Genomic DNA, 18,446 nt, shown 5'->3' on the forward strand with positions numbered 1-18,446 from the left:
TGCGCTAATTCGTCTTTTATTAATGAGCTTTATCTCTTCATTCTGCATGACGAATTACCACGCTGTTGGGTTTCGCTGCGCTCTACCCAACCTACGCCACGCCTTCCAACTTTCCAGTTGCTAACAAAAAAGCCCAGCCGGTTTCCTGGCTGGGCTTCTATATCTAGTAATGATGAGATTACTTAATAATCATACTGTAGATAAGCGCAAATACGGCTAGAGAGCCAACTGTTAATACGAACAGTGTGCTTAAGCGGTTTCTGTATTTGTGTAAGCTAGGTACTTTATAAACGGCAATCATTGGCATGATGAAAAGGATCATGGCGATGATAGGGCCTGACAGCTGATCCATCATGTCTAAAATACTTGGGTTGATCACCGAGCAATACCAAATAGCAAAGAACATGATAACAGTGCCAATCTTATCAACGAGTTTAGGGTTCATATGGGCTTGCTTACTAACAAGGCCGTTGAAGCTTTCACGGGCACCTAAGAAGTGACCTAAGAATGAAGACGTAATCGCGATAAAGGCTACTAATGGCCCTAAGGTAGCAATAAACGAGTTATCTGTAATATTGGCAAGGAATGACAAGATAGACACGTTATCAGCTTTTGCTTGTATCATTTGTTCAGTAGATAGTGACAGCACACACGAGAATACAAACAGTAAAACAAACACGATTAATAGTAGGCTAGTACGCTTTAGAATTGCTTCTGACTTCATTTTAGCATTGTTGCCATAGTGAGCACGTTGTACATGAACAAAGCTTGAGATCGCAGCTGCGTGGCTAAATGAGAATACAATGATAGGTATTGATAACCAAAGTGTTTTCATAAAGCCTGAAAACTCAGGGACAGACACATCTGGCATTTGCCAGCTTGGGATCAGGTAAATCGATAAGAAAAACAAGATAGCGACGAGAGGATAAACAAGGATTGCAAAAGCACGTAACATCAGTGCTTCGCCACCAAGCATTAAACTGATCATACCGCCAACGAGTACACCAGATAACAGTACGCGTGGTGGTGATTCCATACCTAGTTGATTAACGATAAAGCTATCAACAGTGTTGGTTAATCCAACACCGTAAATAAGTAAGATAGGGAAAATAGAAAGAAAATACAGTAAAGAGATTAAGCGCCCGGCGTTAATGCCAAAGTGTTCTTCTACTACATCGGTAAAGTCTGCTTCAGGCTGTTTTGATGATAAAACAAATCGGGCTAAGCCTCTGTGAGCTAAGTAAGTCATCGGAAAGGCAAGACACGCCATGATAATCAAAGGCCAAAATCCGCCGATACCGATATTAATTGGTAAGAATAAAATCCCTGCACCGACTGCGGTGCCAAATAAACTTAATACCCATTGGGTGTCATGAAGATTCCATTTTGAGTTACTACTTGTTGTCGATGCATCATACGGCATAGCATCTTGATGTGTGTTCATTAGCACTCCACTATTAGAATAATAATTGTCGCGCAGCATATAGAAAAGCGACTTAGAATGCATGTTTTAGCGTTGTATTTAAATAACTATGCTGTAAGGAGAGACTTACAAAAGAAGAAAGTTGGGCTTATTTATAAAGCCCAGTTGTGGTATTTATTCTGCTGCTGCAAGTGCGCGAGCTTTAATATCTGCGGCAAATGCTAAACCTTTCTTAAAACGTGCCTCAGCTGCAGTGATTTCACTTTCATCGCCATTAGCGGCAAGCACTCCTTGTGAAAGGGCTTTATAAAGTGCGCTAATTTGGGCCTCGTAGCCAGATTCAATTGCTTTTTCAACAGTCGTCATGGTTATTCCTTTATGAGTTTGAGAGAGCAAAATACTATAGGAACAAGGACTTATTGGCTAGATGATTGTGGTCATAAAGTAGGGAATATGAAATTTTGATATTTATTTTGCGATGACAGGGGAGACGCTGGGTTTCGCTACGCTCTACCCAGCCTACGGTATTTAACGGAATGCTTTTAGTCCTGTAATGCCGATACGACAAAATACGGGTTCAGATACTCTTCTTTACTGTTATACAGTAGTGGGCTGCCATCGAGTTTGCTAACCGTTGCGCCTGCTATTTCGGCAATCGCATGACCTGCTCCGGTATCCCACTCACAGGTTGGGCCTAGGCGTGGGTATATATCAGCACTACCTTCGGCAACAAGACAAAGTTTTAGCGAGCTGCCCTTTGAAACCATTTCTACATCTTCAAACTGTTTTACAAATTCAGCTAGATCAGGAGAAGGGTGTGAACGGCTGCCGACAACACGGATAAGCCCTTTATTTGGTTTACGGGTTACCTTAAGTTCAATGCGCTCATCACCTTTATCTTTAAAGGCACCAATTGCCTCAGCAGCAATATACGACACACCTAATGCCGGTGCATCGACAACAGCTAATACTGGTTTACCTTTTTCAATCAAGGCAATGTTCACTGTAAACTCGCCATTCTTTTTAATGAACTCTTTGGTGCCATCAATTGGGTCTACTAACCAGTAGCGTTGCCAAGTTTGACGGATATCCCAGCTAATATCAGCGCTTTCTTCACTTAGAATTGGTACATCAGGGGTGAGATGTTGTAAGCCATTCACAATCACTTTGTGAGCTGCTAGGTCGGCGTCGGTCACTGGGCTTTCATCAGCTTTGTACTCAACATTAAAGTCCTTTTCGTAAATCCCCATTATTGCACTGCCGGCTTGGCGTGCGAGGAGTAAGATTTCTTCTAGCAGTTCCGTTTGATTCATGACTTAACCTATAATTTGCTGTTGTTTTAAATACGCTACCAGCTCTTGCACCGATTGGTCTAGGGTGTTTTTACTGGTATCGATTTTAATTTCTGGCGATGTAGGGATTTGATAGTCTGAGTCGATACCAGTGAAGTGCTTAATTTCACCTGCGCGCGCTTTTTTATACAGCCCTTTAGGGTCGCGTGTTTCACACACGTCGAGTGGGGTATCTAAAAATACTTCAATAAACTCACCATCCTCTACTAAGTTTCTTACCATATCGCGTTCGCTTTGAAATGGCGAAATAAATGCGGTTAATACCACAAGACCGGCATCGACCATTAGCTTTGCCGTTTCACCAACGCGGCGAATGTTTTCCACGCGGTCTTCATCTGTAAAGCCAAGATCTTTACACAAGCCATGACGCACATTGTCGCCATCGAGTAGGTAGGTGTGAACACCTAATTGGTTTAATGCGCTTTCTAGTGCGTTTGCAACAGTGCTTTTGCCTGAGCCTGAAAAACCTGTGAACCATAAAATGGTTGGCTTATGCTTTTTTTGCTCACTACGTTGTGATTTGCTAATGGCGTAATTATGCCAAACGATATTTTCATCCATTGTCTTTACTCTCGTTATTGAAATGGGAATACCAGCGGTATGAGTGTTAAAACCGTAATCGAGTAAATAATCGATAAAGGTAAACCCATGGCAATGTAATCTTTAAGGCGGTAATTTCCCGCGCTGTAAACCATCAAGTTAGTTTGATAACCAAATGGCGAAATGAAGCTCGCTGATGCACCAAATGCGACAGCCATAATAAAAGGCAACGGTGATACATCAAAACCAACGGCGAGTGCATACGCTACCGGAAATGAAAGCGCGGCAGCGGCGTTATTGGTAATAAGTTCGGTAAACAAAACCGTCATCAAGAATATTGCGATAAATGCGCCGTAATGTCCAAAATCACCTAATACGTATAACATGGCTGATGAAATTTCACCGGCAAGGCCTGTGCCTATCATGAGTTTGGCAAGGCCAATAGCACTACCCACTACTGCGAGTAACTCAATTGGAAAACGACGTTTTACTTCACTTAGCTTGATTGTACCCGTTAGTATTAAACCGATAAGAAGAACGAGTAGACCTTTCACTAAGGGAACGAGGCCGACAATACTTAACCCCAATACGGCTGCAAAACTTGCTAACACAATATTTGATTGCTTAGGTTTTAAATGGGTTTGTAAATCAAGGCCTGAAATATAAACGAACTCACGTTTTAAATTAGGTAGCGAGTAAAACTCTTTGCCAGGCGCTAGGATCAGCGAGTCACCAGCTTGCAACTGAACTTTACCCAAACCACCTTGTAAACGGTCATGGCCGCGGCGAATAGCAATAACGGCAGCATGAAATTGTTCACGAAAGCGAACTTCTTTAATTGTTTTACCAATGTATTTTGAAGAATGGCTAACAACAACTTCAACTAAGTGCTCAACGTCTTTCTCATGTTTGTCGTGCACAACTTTTAAGCCGTCAAATTGGGTGAGCAGAGGTACTGACTTTATATCACCTACAAAAAGTAGTACGTCACCTTCTTTGATAACTTGTTTTGGGGTAACCGCACAAATACGTTTATCACCACGAATTATTTCGGCTAAGAACAAGTCTTTTAATTCACGAAGGCCATTTTCCTCAACACTTTTACCAATGAGTTTTGAGCCTGCTTCTACTTTACCTTCTAGGTAAAAGGGCACTACTTCTTGGTCGTTTTTACCGTTATCTGGTAAATACTTGAGCATCACTAAAATAGTGATAAGGCCAACGCTCAGTGCGCCTAAGCCAATCAAGGTAAAATCAAAAAAGCCAAGCGGCTCCATGCCCGCTTCAACGGCAAAGCCATTAACAATTAAATTGGTTGAGGTGCCAATCAGGGTGATCGTGCCACCTAAAATGGCGGTGTATGATAAAGGCAATAAAAGTTTAGACGGTGAATGTGTTGGGCTTTCTTTTATCGCACTGATCAGCGATGCCACTACCGCAGTATTATTGGTAAATGATGATAAAAAGGCGGTTGATAAACCAAGCTTGGTCACCGAACTTGTCAGGCTGCCTTTCGAAAGAGACTGAGCAAGCTTTTGTACTAACGTGGTTTTTTCTACAGCTATCGAAACGAGTACAAGTAGAATAAGAGTGATTAAAGAAGGGTTTGCATAGTTAATTAGCATATCTTCAAGGCTTATTAGCCCAGCTAAATAACTAATACCAATGGCGCCGACAAATAACCATGCAGGTTTTAGTCGAGTGCCAAAAAGGCACCCCACTAATACCAGCATAATGCCTGTTAATACCAGCTGTTGATACATGCTTTTTACTTCCTATAACAGGCGAATAGTGGTTATTTAAGCTTAGTTATATCAAGCGCTTGCCAATGAGGGAAGTGCTTGCGGACTAAAGCGTTAAATTCAACTTCAAAGTCGCTAAAGCTACTTTGTTGTTCTTCAGTGCTAAGTAATTGCTCAATCATACCTGCCGCAACGGTTAGGTTTGATAGGCGGTCAATTAGGATAAACGCACCTGTTTCATGGTTGTTGTGGTACTCATCAGCCAAAATTGTTTCTGTAAGCTCTAAGGTTACAATCGCAATTTCGTTAAGTTGTAATGAATCAGCTTGACCATGCTCAAGGGTATTTACATCAATCGTGTGATCGATTTTTCTTACCACTGCCGAGGTGTTTTTGCTGCCTAATTTAAAGTTATAGCTTTTACCTAATACTAACGGTGCTTCATGCATCCATACTAATTTAGCTTGAATACGGTTTGTTACAGCTGCTTTTGAAGCGGCTGGTACAATCACATCGCCACGGCTGATATCAATTTCGTCGTTTAACGTTAAAGTGATTGCTTGGCCTGCTTCAGCGGTATCTAAGTTGCCATCGAAAGTGACAATCTCTTTGATGCTTGAGCTTTTACCTGATGGTAATACTTTTACAGCATCACCCACGCTGAACTTGCCAGACGTTAGAGTGCCTTGGAAGCCACGGAAGTCTAAGTTAGGGCGTACCACATATTGCACCGGAAGACGCGCTTCAAACCCGTTATCAATTTCAGCCGCTGGTGAGTCTTCAAGTAACTCAAGAAGTGGTTTATCTGTGTAATAAGGTGTGTGCTCTGAGCGTGTAACTACGTTGTCACCTTTTAGTGCAGACATAGGCACAAACTTGATATTAGTAACGTTTAGTTGATCTGCAAACTTAAGGTAGTCGGCTTTGATTTTTTCGTATACGGTTTCATCGAAATCGACGATATCCATCTTGTTGATAGCAACAACAAACTGCTTAATACCTAATGAGTCACAGATAAAGCTATGACGCTTAGTTTGTACTTGTACGCCGTAACGCGCATCAACTAAGATAATCGCCACATCACTGGTTGATGCGCCGGTTACCATGTTACGCGTGTACTGCTCATGTCCTGGTGTATCAGCAATAATGAACTTACGTTTTGCTGTTGAGAAGTAACGATAAGCAACGTCAATGGTAATACCTTGCTCACGCTCTGCTTGAAGACCATCTACAAGAAGTGCTAAATCAAGCTCTTCACCGGCATTACCGACTTTTTCATTGTCTTTATGCAGGGCTGCAAGTTGGTCTTCATAAATTTGGTGACTGTCATGTAAAAGGCGGCCAATCAGCGTTGATTTACCGTCATCCACACTACCACAGGTCAGCATGCGTAAAAGGCTTTTGTCTTGTTGACGTGCAAGGTAGGCGTCGATGCCTAACTCTCTTACTTCATTAATCGTGTCGTTTGTTTTAGACATTAGAAATAGCCCTCACGTTTTTTCTTTTCCATTGAACCAGCAGAGTCGTGATCAATCACGCGGCCTTCACGCTCAGAAGAGGTTGAAAGCAGCATTTCTTCGATAATTTCAGTTAAGGTACCTGCTGTTGATTCCACAGCACCTGTTAGTGGGTAGCAACCAAGAGTACGAAAACGTACCGACTTCATTTGCGGTACTTCGCCTTCTTCTAATGGCATACGCTCATCATCAACCATGATTAGCGTGCCGTTACGCTCAACAACAGGGCGCTCTTTGGCAAGGTAAAGAGGAACCATTTCAATGTTTTCTTGGTAGATATACTGCCAAATATCCAGCTCAGTCCAGTTAGATAACGGGAATACACGAATGCTTTCACCTGGGTTAACTTGGCTGTTGTACGTATTCCAAAGCTCTGGACGTTGGTTTTTTGGATCCCATCTGTGATGTTTATCACGGAATGAGTAAACACGCTCTTTAGCACGTGATTTCTCTTCGTCACGACGTGCACCACCAAACGCAGCATCAAAGCCGTATTTATCTAACGCTTGCTTTAAGCTTTGCGTTTTCATGATGTCGGTGTGCTTTGCCGAGCCGTGTACAAATGGATTGATATCAATCTCTAACCCTTCAGGGTTTTTGTGGACGATTAAATCAAAGCCATACTCTTTAGCTAGGCGGTCACGAAACGCGATCATTTCCTTAAACTTCCAGTTGGTGTCAACGTGTAAAAGTGGAAATGGGATCTTTGCTGGATAAAACGCTTTACGCGCTAAGTGTAATAACACTGATGAATCTTTACCGATTGAGTAAAGCATCACCGGGTTTTCAAACTCAGCAGCAACTTCGCGCATGATTTTGATACTTTCAGCTTCTAATTGCTGAAGGTGTGTTAAAGCCATTGTTAGTCGTCCTACTAAAATGATTAAAAGTTAAATTAAGCTACGCCAGTTATTGGCTGGGCAAAGCTGCTGGTTTGTTCTGTTTGACCAAACCATGCAAGCTGATGGTGCAATGATGCAACTTCACCAATAATTAATAGGGCGGGTGAAATAATGCTATGGCGCGAAATCAAGTCGGCCAGCTCACCTAATTGCCCTGTAATCACACGTTGTTCTTTACGTGTGCCGTTTTCGATAATGGCAACGGGGGTATCTGCACCACGGCCATGTTTTAATAGTTGTGCTTGAATATGCGGTGATTTAATCACGCCCATATAAATCGCTAAGGTCTGATTTGGCTTGGCAAGTGACTGCCAATCTAATTCTTGACCATCTTTTTTACAGTGACCCGTTACAAACTGAATGGCTTGCGCATGATCTCTGTGAGTAAGTGGAATACCGGCATAAGCGCTACAACCTGCAGCAGCAGTAATACCCGGTACGATTTGGTAACGCACTTTATTCGCGGCAAGAACTTGTACTTCTTCACCACCACGACCATAAATAAACGGGTCGCCGCCTTTAATACGGCATACTTTTTTGCCTTGCTTGGCAAAATCGACCAACATCTGATTGGTATCTTCTTGCGCCACACTGTGATCGCCTAACCTTTTACCTACGCAAACTAGGTCGGCATCACGGCGTACTAAATCCATAATTTCATCAGAAACTAAGTAGTCATATACAACTACGTCGGCTTGTTGCATTAACTGCAGTGCTTTTAAGGTTAATAGCTCAGGGTCACCTGGGCCTGCACCTACAACATACACTTCGCCTTCTGGTTCTGGCTTTGCATCTAACAATTGCTCTAACTGCGCTGTTGCAGCTTCGGTATTACCCGCTTGGACTTTGCTTACAACTGATGAATCAAATACGCCTTCCCAAAACTGGCGACGATCGGCAAAGTGTTTAAAGCGTTGTTTTACTTTGTCACGAAAGCTACCAACTAATGTAGCGAGTGGACCAATATGCTGTGGAATAAGCGTTTCGAGTTTTTCGCGTAAACGACGTGCTAATACTGGCGCTGTGCCTGCGCTTGAAATTGCAATAGTGATTGGATCACGGTCAACAATTGATGGAAAAATAAAGCTACACTTAGGTTGATCATCCACCACGTTAACGAAAATATTGCGCGCATTCGCAAGTTCGAACACGTCTTTGTTAACGCTGTCTATATCAGTTGCAGCGATCACCAGCATTTGTTGATCTAAATATTGTTCTTTGAATATATCAGTGATCAGGTTTACTTCGTTTTGCTTAGCAAGAGCAAGTAGCTCATCACAAAATTCAGGGGCGACTAGCGTCACATGAGCACGTGCTTTTAAAAATGCGCGGCATTTGCGTAACGCGACATCTCCACCGCCGACTACCAGCACAGGTTTGTCGTCTAATTTGGTAAAGATTGGTAAATATTGCACTTTGTTCTCACCCCTAAAACACATCAACGAAACTGCTTATTGCAGGCAAGCAGAATATAGTGCTCTAAAAAAAGTAAAAAATAATTAAAACCAAGTTTATATAACTAAAAGTTATACCAGGTGGTTTGTTTTGGCTTAAGACTTAGTTAACAAGGGATTGCGGCGAGTTACAAGTAAATAAGCAGCCTTATGGTGATTAGTTATGATTTATAGCCGAATGATAAAAATTTGCTACTATAGGTCACTAATATGGCAACACAAATATAAGAGCTATGACTAAAATGCAAACAAGCGCTGCCCAAGCGGTGGCACTGATGGACTTAACAACTCTGAATGACAGCGACACAACACAAACCATTAATCACTTGATTGCCAGTATTGAGCCTAAGTTAGGCATTCCTGCAGCGGTCTGTGTGTATAGCCAGTTTGTCAGTGACGCAAAACTGGCACTCGCTGAGCGCGAACTACAGCAAGTCAAAGTGGCTACAGTTACTAACTTTCCTAGTGGGGAGCAATCATTAGAGCAAGTGTTAAATGAAACCCTGTTTGCCATTGAGCGCGGCGCTGATGAAATTGATTTAGTGATCCCTTATAAAGCGCTAATTGCCGGTGATGAGCGCAAAGTTTTAGAGTATGTCAAAGCGTCAAAAGAGGCATGTGGCAGCCAAGCGCAACTTAAAGTTATTATCGAAAGTGGCGAATTAAGCGATGATCTCATTGCAAAAGCAACTAAGCTGGCAATTGATGGCGGCGCTGATTTCGTTAAAACCAGTACAGGTAAAGTGGCTGTTAATGCAACGCTAGCTGCAACAGACATCATGTTAAGCACTATAAAAGCGAGTGGCAAAAAGGTTGGTTTTAAGGCGGCAGGCGGGGTCAGAACAGTCACCGATGCTGCTGAGTATTTAGCCCTAGCTGAGTCAATTATGGGTGAAGCGTATTTACAACCTGAGCTATTTCGTTTTGGCGCTTCTGGGTTATTAAAAGATGTGTATGCAACATTAAATGAATCGTGAAAGTGAACAAGAGAAAATAGCGCTCGAGCATGGCGCAGCAAAGTTGTTTTTACGCTGTTACGAAAAGCAGTTTGGCGTGAGTATGCGTAATATTTGGCATAATACGCCAAGTAAGCCAGACGTGAGTTGTTATAAAGGTGATGCACGGCTTGATATTGAAGTCGCACATTTATATGCCAGCGAAACAGAAGCAATGGCGGTGTTAGGTCGGCCGCTGTCTATCTCAATGCAACGAGATCTTGCTGAAATGGCTTTAGCACCCAGTAACGAGCGTTTGCACTGTGCTTTACATCGCTTGCTGGCACAAAAAGCTAAGAAACACTACGAGTCTACTCAGCCTTGGTTATTAATTCGAAATGCCAGTACTATATGGCATCTTGATGATTTTAAGTCAGTACTTACTCACCTTGATGTGCCTAAGCATCATCCATTTCAACAAATTTGGTTGTTATGTGATTTTTATCGTGGTGAGTTATTACAAATTTTATAACTAAGGTTTTAAACAGCCAGTGCGGGCACTGGCTGTTAGTTTGCTTAGTTAAATTTAAACATACTGCCAAAGCTTTCTAAACTTGATTTGTTTGTTTTGGCAATACACCCTGAATCATCAAGAGACTTTTTAGTTGTCTCATCAGCAAGGCCAGTCACTTTCAGCTTTTTTTCTTGCTGATACTCAGTGAGCGCAATCACCGTTGCTTGATCGTACTCTACGTCTTCTATTTCATATTCTTCGTAGTGAGGCTGCCTTTTCAAATAACCCAAACAAACCAAGTTCAGTCGTGACATCGCTAAGTCTGTTTTTTCGTAGTAAGGCATTCTGTGAGTTGGAACACTAACCGATGCAACTGGCGCTTTAGCAGGAGCTGCAGCTGCGGTTACTTTTAGTGGTGCAGGGGCTGTATGGCCAGCTGCAATGGTGTTATCACTATTATAGCGATAATAAGTTGTTGGCACTTTTGACTCTAAAAACTCAACAGCTTTTACGATCACTTCGCGCAATGCTTTTTCTTTTGGTGTGTTTGACCAGCTACTTAAGTTACCACCAACGAGTGCGCCACCAAAATTGGTAGCAGCAGATGTAAAGTCAAAATCTTTACTGCCGCCCTCAACACTGGTAGCGGCTAAAATACGAGAAGTACGCGTATCGATTAATCGTAAATCAATCGCCATGTGCGAACTTGAAAAACCCGCCGATACCGAGCTAAATACATCGCCGATAAAGCCACCACTGCCGACACGAGTGCCTGAGTTGTCATCATCAAACTCTGTGACTGCGGCAATCACAACAATTTCGGCTCCCTCTATTTCACCATACGCAGCTCCTGATGCTGCACTCACACGGCCTGACACAGCAAGGTCTTGTTCTGATAATACGGCATCAAGTGCTTGTCGTTCTAAAACAATAAAGCGATTGGTGCTAACTAATGCGGTTGTAAGTTGATCGGCCATACCTTCACCAATTTCTTTACGCCACCAATGTGAATCATTTGATTTATCAGTAAAGCGAGCAACAGCGATCCGAGCTTTTGGGCCATTGTATTGCTGCTGTGCAACTTCGTTTATATCTGGGCTATTGGTATTGCTGGTGGTTGTCGAAGTACTCTGGCATGCAGTAAGTGCCGCAGCAAGTAACGTAATCGAAATTGCTTTGTGTGTTTTAGTGAGCATATGACTTTCCTTAACTTATATCTCATGCAGTAAATAACGCCGCACTATGGGCTTTGTTGTTATTGACGTTTGTATGGATAAGCTATAAAAATCAGTGTTTTATTAATAGCACTCAGGCGAAAACTTTATTCACTGACGCGAAATTCGGCATGTTTTTGATGTTTTTCTCGATACTGTTTTGGTGATAAGCCAACATAGCTCTTAAAGCTTCGGGCAAAATAGCTTTGTGAACTAAAACCTGCTTGCTCTGCGACTTGACCAATTGCTAACGCGCTATCGATTAGCTGTTTTTTTGCAAACTCTAAGCGAGTATTGCGCAAATAATCAGAAGGTGTTTGTGAGTACAAGGCTTTCATTTTTAGTTGCAGAGCTCGAGAGCTTAAACATAACGCAGAGGCTAGCTGCTCAACCGAGAAGCTTTCATCTTGGTAGTGTGCTTGTACTGTCTGCTTAAGCTTTTCAGTGAAGGAATAATCTTTATTTTGTACTGTTACAGCGGCTGTATCGCTATTCAGAGGAGCTGCCAGTTGTGCTGTTAGGTGCTGGTTTAAAATTTGTCTCAGATTAAGCAGGCCTTTTACTCTACTTACTAGTAGAGTAGGTTCAAAAGGCTTACTTAAAAAGTCATCAGCTAATAAATCCAGCCCTTTTAAGCGGCTGTGGGTATCTGCTTTAGCTGAAAGTAATAATACCGGAATGTGGCTGGTGGCCGGATTTGCTCGAAGGGCTGCTAGTAGTTGATAACCATCCATATTTGGCATCATCACATCACTAATAATGAGCTCAGGTAAGTTTGACTGGCAAAGGTCGAGAGCTTGCTGACCATCAGTTGCACAAATGCAGTTAAACTCTTTATTAAATAAAGAAAGGAGTAGCTCTGCCATTTCCTCATTATCTTCAACAATCAGCAGTGTTGGTTGTGAGGTATGAACTTGCATAGCGCTACTTGCTTGATTATCAGCACTTTCAATCATAGGTAATGACACAGTAAAGCAGCTACCTTCAGCGATTTTACTGCTTACACTAATAGAACCACCGTATTGTTCAACGAGTTGTTTTACTAAGCTCAGGCCAATACCACTACCTGCTTCTGACGATGTTAAGCGAGTAAAGCGCTGAAAAATCGACTGCTGATGCTCACTGGCAATACCCACACCGGTATCAGTAATTTTAAACTTTAACGCTTGTTGTACTTCACTAAGGTGAATATCGACTGTGCCACCTGCAGGGGTGTACTTAAGAGCGTTGCTTATCAGATTACTAAAAATCGAGTGAGCATGTTCAGGAGCAAGGTTAATCTTAAGTGCTTTAGTGGTGGTGTCAGTTAAGCTAAATTGCAGCTGTTTTTGCTCATACAGAGGCCTGAAATCCGCTACTAAATCTGTTAAAAATGGCGTAATAGAATAGGGGCTGACAGTGTAAATTGCCGTGCTTGGGCGTTGACTCAATTGTAAAAGTTGATTGATTAGCTCTAGTAAGCGTTGGCAGTTTCGTTTAATACTGGCTAGTTGCGTTTGAGCTTTTGGATCGGCATTGCTTCGCTGCAATTGACTGATCGGAGCGAGTATTAAGCTAAGTGGTGTTTTGAGTTCGTGGCTAATGTTATCTAAAAACTGGTCTTTTAATTTGTTTAGCTCAATTTCGGTTTGCTTCTCTTGCTCTGCTAGTTTGCGCTTGTACAAGGCATTTAACACAAGCCAAGTCAGTGCTAAAGCAAACACAAAGTAAATACAGTAGGCTAGTTTAGTTTGCCACCAAGGAGGCACAACAGTAAGTTCTAACAGCTGTGTACTGTCACTCCATTGACCATATTGATCTTTTGCTTTTAGCAATAACTGGTAGTGACCAGCAGGCAGCTGTGGATAGTTAATTTGTCTAAGGGATGCATCGGTATATAAAAATTGCTCATCAAAGCCAGCTAGCTTGTAGCCATATTGATAATGTTTTGGAGTCGCACCATTTTTTAATGCACTAAATTTAAAGCCGATAACCCCCGCTGATTTTGCAAACGAGAATGTCTGAGTTGCACTAGCAAGGGTATTGGTTTGCTTATCAAAATGATTACTTTTAATTGTTTGGTTATTAAGTAATAACTCAGTTAACACTGGCGTAGGGGGTGTGTGCGATAAGGTTAGTTGCTCAGGGTAAAAATGATTGTAGCCATTAATACCACCAAAAAATAACTCGCCATCGTCAGCTTGAAAGCTCGCACCTAATATAAATGATTGATGCTGAATGCCGTCTTCTGGTAGAAACTGCTGCATTTGCTGCGTGCTGGGGTTATAACGAGTGAGTCCGCCATTGGTTGCAAGCCAAAGCATGTCTTGTTTATCGGCAAGAATGTCAAAAATGTTGTCATTAGCTAAACCTTGTTGTTCAGTAATCTGTTTCACTGTGAGGGTATGCTTGTTGACTTGATTCAAGCCTTGCATGGTGCCAACCCAAATGCTGTCTTCACTGAGTAATAAAGAGGTAACCATATTGTGGCTAAGCCCTGTCTCACCAGAGCTTTGTTCATCTAATAAACTAAATTGCTCTGTTGATATATCGAGTTTATTGAGTCCTGCTCGGGTACCAATCCACAGTGCATGCTCTTTATTATCATAAGCCAAAGTAAATACGGTGTTGTTGGCAAGGCTATTTTGCGTATCACTGTGCTTATAGTGAGTTACTTTGGCAGAGGCAGGCTCGAAACGGGTTAGGCCTTGGTTACTACCAAGCCAAAGCGCACCTGTTTTGTCGCTGGTAATTGCGTAAACACGGTCACTGGCTAACTGGTGGCTTTGCATGGTGAAAGCTGTAAACTCATCAAGGCTGTCTTGATACTTTATTAAGCCACCTCCGTACGTACCTATCCACAACTGCTGGTTAGCGTCTTCGTGTAGGGCAAATATATTGTTATTGGTTAGGGCGTCTTTAAAGTGCTGATAACCAGAGGTTGTTTTGCGATTGAGTCCATCACGGGTACCAACCCAGACCTCACCATTGGCTCTTTTAACTATTGAACGGACAAAGTTATGACTTAACGAATTTGCTTGAGAGGTTTTTAATTGATGAGAGAACTGTTGCTGCTTAGGATCATAGCGGTGCACACCATAGCCGTCTGTGCCCAGCCAAATAATACCTTGCGAGTCTTGATAAAGAGAAAGCAAATAGTCGCTGCTTAAGCCATTGTGGTTTTGTTTGTCATGACGATGTTGAGTGAATCGCTCTTGTAAGTCAGCACCTGCAGGTAAAAGGTATAGACCTTGCCCGTAGCTTGTAAGCCAAAGGTTTTGCTGTTGGTCAATCAGGCTGTCTGTTACCCAGATTCCATTAAACTGTTCGATTTTTTCACTACTTTGCGTTGCTAAATTTAATATATGAAGACCTTTTTTAGCGCCAATAAGCAGCTTTTCGTCATTAAGCAATTTGAGATGCCAGAGCGGCACGGAAATCTGAGCATGCTGAGTAAATTGCTCAGTGCTTGAGTTAAATGAAATAAGCCCTTTATCTGTGGCAAGCCAAATTAGTTCATCGGTAATAACAATGTCTCGAACCAGTGGCTGCGCTGATTCATAGTGAAAGTGTGTAAAGCTATTATTTGATACATCAAAACGGGTTAATTTACCGTGTTCGTGGCCAAGCCACATAACATCGTCTTTAGCTAACGCCATAGACCAAATTTTATCTTCACTTAGGCTTTCATTATGGTGTGTAGAAAACACCTCAAACAGACCGGTTTTAGGGTTGAGTCTATTAAGCCCTTTGCTTGCAGTCGAAAACCATAGCTGGTTTTTACTGTCTTTGACACAACCGGTGATCCAATTCCCTGAAATGCTTTTATCATCGCTGTTAGCTTTAAAACGCTTAAATTCATAACCATCAAAGCGATTTAAGCCACCTTGTGTGGCAAACCATAAAAAACCTTGTTGGTCAGTGATGCTGCAAGTGATTGAATTTTGGCTCAGGCCCTGCTGACTATTAAAAGTGCTAAGGTGTAAAGAACGGGCACTACTCTGATTAGCCATCAACAAAATGAGGCATAACAATACAATATTAAAAGGGGATTTTAATAGCAGCACACTGATCCATGTTGTTTTATGTTCCTGTAATGGGTTTATGATAAACTGCTTTTTAATCAATGTTAATATTGATTTTTAAACGAACTGATGAGATTTTAACTAATGGGTATCTTTTACTCTTGTGTTAATGAATTGCGTAAGTATAATAGGCATCCACTTTGCAGGGGCGTAGTTCCAATTGGTAGAACAGCGGTCTCCAAAACCGACGGTTGGGAGTTCGAATCTCTCCGCCCCTGCCACTTTTTACACAATGTGTGCTAAGTCTGAAATTAAAAATCGGTTTAAACAAGTCAGTTTTTAAGTTTAGATTTTAATGGATTAACCCTGCCAGAGCGCAGGGTTGTTGTGTCTGTAGTTAAGGTAAAAATATTATGAGCACGAATGTAGAAACACCATCAAGTGCGATGGATTCAGTAAAGTGGATTGTAGCAATTGCGCTACTAGCAGGCGCAGTCGTTGGTAACCACATGTATGCAGACCAATCTGTATTATTACGTGCTATTGGTGTAGTGGTTGCTGTTGCAGCTGGTTTAGGCATTGCCTCACTAACTGAAAAAGGTCGTACTTTTCTTGCGTTTGCAAAAGAAGCACGTATCGAAGTACGTAAAGTTGTGTGGCCAACTCGCCAAGAAACAACACATACGACATTAATTGTAATGGTTGCAACTGTGATTATGGCGCTTATCCTTTGGGGATTAGATGGCATTTTATTCCGCGCAGTAGGCTTTTTAACTGGATTGGAGATCTAATCCCATGTCGGATGAGAAGAACGAAAAGAAACTACGTTGGTACGTAGTACAAGCTTTCTCTGGTTACGAGAAGCGTGTAGCACAAACTATTCTTGAGCACATCAAGATCGAAGGTTTGGAAGATAGTTTTGGTGAAGTATTAGTACCAACTGAAGAAGTTGTTGAGATGCGCGCTGGCCAAAAGCGTAAGTCTGAGCGTAAATTCTTCCCAGGTTACGTACTAGTTCAAATGGACATGAACGATGCAAGCTGGCACCTAGTGAACAGCACTGCACGTGTTATGGGCTTCATTGGTGGTACGTCTGATCGTCCAGCACCAATTAGCCAAAAAGAAGCTGACCGCATCTTAAACCGTCTTCAAGAGAACTCTGAAGCACCTAAGCCAGCTACATTATTCGAGCCAGGCGAAGTTGTTCGTGTTATCGATGGTCCATTTGCTGACTTCAGCGGTGTTGTTGAAGAAGTTGATTACGAGAAGAGCCGCGTGAAAGTGTCTGTTCTTATCTTCGGTCGTTCGACACCTGTTGACCTTGAATTTGGCCAAGTTGAGCAAGACAAGTAAGTAAAAAATTAAAGCTGCCAAAATCGTTTAATATTTTGGCAATAAGCTTGAAAAAGGCCGCTGATTAACTTATAATCAGCGGCCTTTTTGTGTTAGGGCAAGTTACAACTTGTTTTATCACTAAAAAGTGAGAACCAATTTTTAAACTGGGAAGCCGTTAGAGTACGCGTCCTCGCGCGCACAAGGCTATGACCCACCAAATGAGGTATTTATTATGGCTAAAAAAGTTGAAGCTATTATCAAGCTACAAGTTGCCGCTGGTATGGCTAACCCTAGTCCTCCAGTAGGTCCAGCACTAGGTCAACACGGTGTAAACATCATGGAATTCTGTAAAGCGTTCAACGCACGTACAGAATCTATCGAAAAAGGCGCTCCAGTTCCTGTAGTGATCTCTGTTTACGGTGACCGTTCTTTCACGTTCGACATGAAAACTCCACCGGCTGCTTACTTACTTAAGAAAGCTGCAGGCATCAAATCAGGTTCTGGCCGTCCTAACACTGAAAAAGTGGGTACAGTAACTCGTGCTCAACTTGAAGAAATCGTTGAGACAAAACGACCTGACCTTACAGCGGCTGATATGGACGCTGCAGTTCGCACTATCGCAGGTTCTGCGCGTGCGATGGGCTTGAACGTAGAGGACTAAGATAATGGCAAAATTAACTAAACGTATGCGTACTATCCGCGAAAAAGTGGATGTAACTAAAGATTACGAAATCAACGAAGCAGTTGCTCTTTTAAAAGAGTTAGCGACAGCTAAATTCGTAGAAAGTGTTGACGTTGCTGTTAACCTTGGTATCGATGCTCGTAAATCTGACCAAAACGTACGTGGTGCAACTGTACTACCTAACGGTACTGGTCGTGAAGTTCGTGTTGCTGTATTCACACAAGGCGCTAACGCAGATGCTGCGAAAGAAGCTGGTGCTGAATTAGTGGGCATGGAAGATCTTGCTGATCTAGTTAAGAAAGGCGAGATGAACTTTGACGTTGTTGTTGCATCTCCAGACGCTATGCGTGTTGTTGGTCAACTAGGTCAAATCTTAGGTCCACGTGGTCTAATGCCAAACCCTAAAACTGGTACTGTAACGCCTAACGTTGCAGAAGCAGTTAAAAACGCGAAAGCAGGTCAAGTTCGTTACCGTAACGACAAGAACGGTATCATCCATACTACTATCGGTAAGGTTGATTTCACTGCTGAGCAACTTCAACAAAACCTTGAAGCTCTTATTGTTGCGCTTAAGAAGGCTAAACCTTCTCAAGCAAAAGGTACTTACGTGAAGAAAGTAACTATCTCTACAACAATGGGCGCAGGTGTTGCTGTTGACCAAAACTCTCTAAGCACAGTTGTTGCTTAATTAAGAGTTTACATGGCGCGAAATTTGAACTATAATTTTGCGCCATTTTGTTGAGAAAGTTAATTTCGAAACAAGTAAAGAATTCGGGTTGAAGTCCATAATTTCGTAATGCCTTCGGGTAAAAACGATAAATTGGACTTCCGT

The 18,446-nt window shown here is 42.2% G+C and carries 16 protein-coding genes and 1 tRNA gene; 7 read left to right on the forward strand and 10 right to left on the reverse strand.

Translation table 11 applies throughout. From position 1 onward, the window contains the following. Positions 1–178: 178 nt before the first annotated feature. From BIZ38_RS18915 to cysG, 8 genes are all read right to left on the reverse strand, one after another. On the reverse strand, positions 179–1,444 hold the full coding sequence (locus BIZ38_RS18915; protein WP_166340662.1) for an aromatic amino acid transport family protein: 1,266 nt from the start codon (positions 1,442–1,444) through the stop codon (positions 179–181). 153 nt (positions 1,445–1,597) lie between these two features. After that, positions 1,598–1,789: a hypothetical protein gene (locus BIZ38_RS18920; protein ID WP_138600937.1), complete on the reverse strand. Its 192-nt coding sequence runs from the start codon at positions 1,787–1,789 to the stop codon at positions 1,598–1,600. A gap of 176 nt (positions 1,790–1,965) precedes the next feature. Continuing rightward, complete coding sequence (gene cysQ / locus BIZ38_RS18925) at positions 1,966–2,736, reverse strand: 3'(2'),5'-bisphosphate nucleotidase CysQ (RefSeq protein ID WP_054554817.1); 771 nt, start codon at positions 2,734–2,736, stop codon at positions 1,966–1,968. A 3-nt stretch (positions 2,737–2,739) separates the two neighbouring features. Continuing rightward, the gene (gene cysC, locus BIZ38_RS18930; protein WP_058586654.1) at positions 2,740–3,336 is read right to left on the reverse strand and encodes an adenylyl-sulfate kinase; all 597 of its coding nucleotides are present in this window, start codon (positions 3,334–3,336) and stop codon (positions 2,740–2,742) included. Positions 3,337–3,350: 14 nt separating this feature from the next. After that, a complete protein-coding gene (locus BIZ38_RS18935; protein WP_187491009.1) occupies positions 3,351–5,078 on the reverse strand; it encodes an SLC13 family permease in 1,728 nt (575 codons plus the stop codon). Between the two features lie 32 nt (positions 5,079–5,110). Then, positions 5,111–6,535: a sulfate adenylyltransferase subunit CysN gene (gene cysN, locus BIZ38_RS18940; protein ID WP_138618646.1), complete on the reverse strand. Its 1,425-nt coding sequence runs from the start codon at positions 6,533–6,535 to the stop codon at positions 5,111–5,113. Continuing rightward, positions 6,535–7,434, reverse strand: coding sequence for a sulfate adenylyltransferase subunit CysD (cysD, locus tag BIZ38_RS18945; RefSeq protein ID WP_187491010.1), 900 nt, complete (start codon positions 7,432–7,434; stop codon positions 6,535–6,537). Before cysD ends, cysN begins: the two co-directional genes overlap by 1 nt. Before the next feature lie 35 nt (positions 7,435–7,469). Further along, complete coding sequence (gene cysG, locus BIZ38_RS18950) at positions 7,470–8,891, reverse strand: siroheme synthase CysG (RefSeq protein ID WP_187491011.1); 1,422 nt, start codon at positions 8,889–8,891, stop codon at positions 7,470–7,472. A gap of 272 nt (positions 8,892–9,163) precedes the next feature. Here cysG and deoC point away from each other — a divergent pair, with 272 nt between their 5' ends. Then, the gene (gene deoC / locus BIZ38_RS18955) at positions 9,164–9,907 is read left to right on the forward strand and encodes a deoxyribose-phosphate aldolase (RefSeq protein WP_187491012.1); all 744 of its coding nucleotides are present in this window, start codon (positions 9,164–9,166) and stop codon (positions 9,905–9,907) included. Further along, positions 9,897–10,397, forward strand: coding sequence for a hypothetical protein (locus BIZ38_RS18960; protein ID WP_187491013.1), 501 nt, complete (start codon positions 9,897–9,899; stop codon positions 10,395–10,397). Before deoC ends, BIZ38_RS18960 begins: the two co-directional genes overlap by 11 nt. A gap of 44 nt (positions 10,398–10,441) precedes the next feature. Here BIZ38_RS18960 and BIZ38_RS18965 read toward each other — a convergent pair whose 3' ends face one another. Together BIZ38_RS18965 and BIZ38_RS18970 are read right to left on the reverse strand one after the other, a co-directional pair. Further along, positions 10,442–11,575: a CsgG/HfaB family protein gene (locus BIZ38_RS18965; RefSeq protein ID WP_187491014.1), complete on the reverse strand. Its 1,134-nt coding sequence runs from the start codon at positions 11,573–11,575 to the stop codon at positions 10,442–10,444. A gap of 125 nt (positions 11,576–11,700) precedes the next feature. After that, positions 11,701–15,585, reverse strand: coding sequence for a hybrid sensor histidine kinase/response regulator transcription factor (locus tag BIZ38_RS18970; protein ID WP_222938081.1), 3,885 nt, complete (start codon positions 15,583–15,585; stop codon positions 11,701–11,703). 216 nt (positions 15,586–15,801) lie between these two features. Between BIZ38_RS18970 and BIZ38_RS18975 the strand changes: the two genes are divergently transcribed. From BIZ38_RS18975 to rplA, 5 genes are all read left to right on the forward strand, one after another. After that, positions 15,802–15,878 (forward strand) — tRNA-Trp (locus tag BIZ38_RS18975). Positions 15,879–16,010: 132 nt separating this feature from the next. Beyond that, positions 16,011–16,388: a preprotein translocase subunit SecE gene (secE, locus tag BIZ38_RS18980; protein ID WP_036971579.1), complete on the forward strand. Its 378-nt coding sequence runs from the start codon at positions 16,011–16,013 to the stop codon at positions 16,386–16,388. A gap of 4 nt (positions 16,389–16,392) precedes the next feature. Then, positions 16,393–16,950, forward strand: a complete 558-nt coding sequence (gene nusG / locus BIZ38_RS18985; protein ID WP_054554826.1) for a transcription termination/antitermination protein NusG — start codon at positions 16,393–16,395, stop codon at positions 16,948–16,950. A gap of 214 nt (positions 16,951–17,164) precedes the next feature. After that, positions 17,165–17,593, forward strand: coding sequence for a 50S ribosomal protein L11 (gene rplK, locus BIZ38_RS18990; protein WP_054554827.1), 429 nt, complete (start codon positions 17,165–17,167; stop codon positions 17,591–17,593). A 4-nt stretch (positions 17,594–17,597) separates the two neighbouring features. Next, a complete protein-coding gene (rplA, locus tag BIZ38_RS18995) occupies positions 17,598–18,302 on the forward strand; it encodes a 50S ribosomal protein L1 (protein WP_054554828.1) in 705 nt (234 codons plus the stop codon). Positions 18,303–18,446: the final 144 nt, after the last annotated feature.

Source organism: Pseudoalteromonas sp. BZK2 (genome assembly GCF_014349195.1).
Taxonomy (GTDB): Bacteria; Pseudomonadota; Gammaproteobacteria; order Enterobacterales; family Alteromonadaceae; genus Pseudoalteromonas; species Pseudoalteromonas simplex.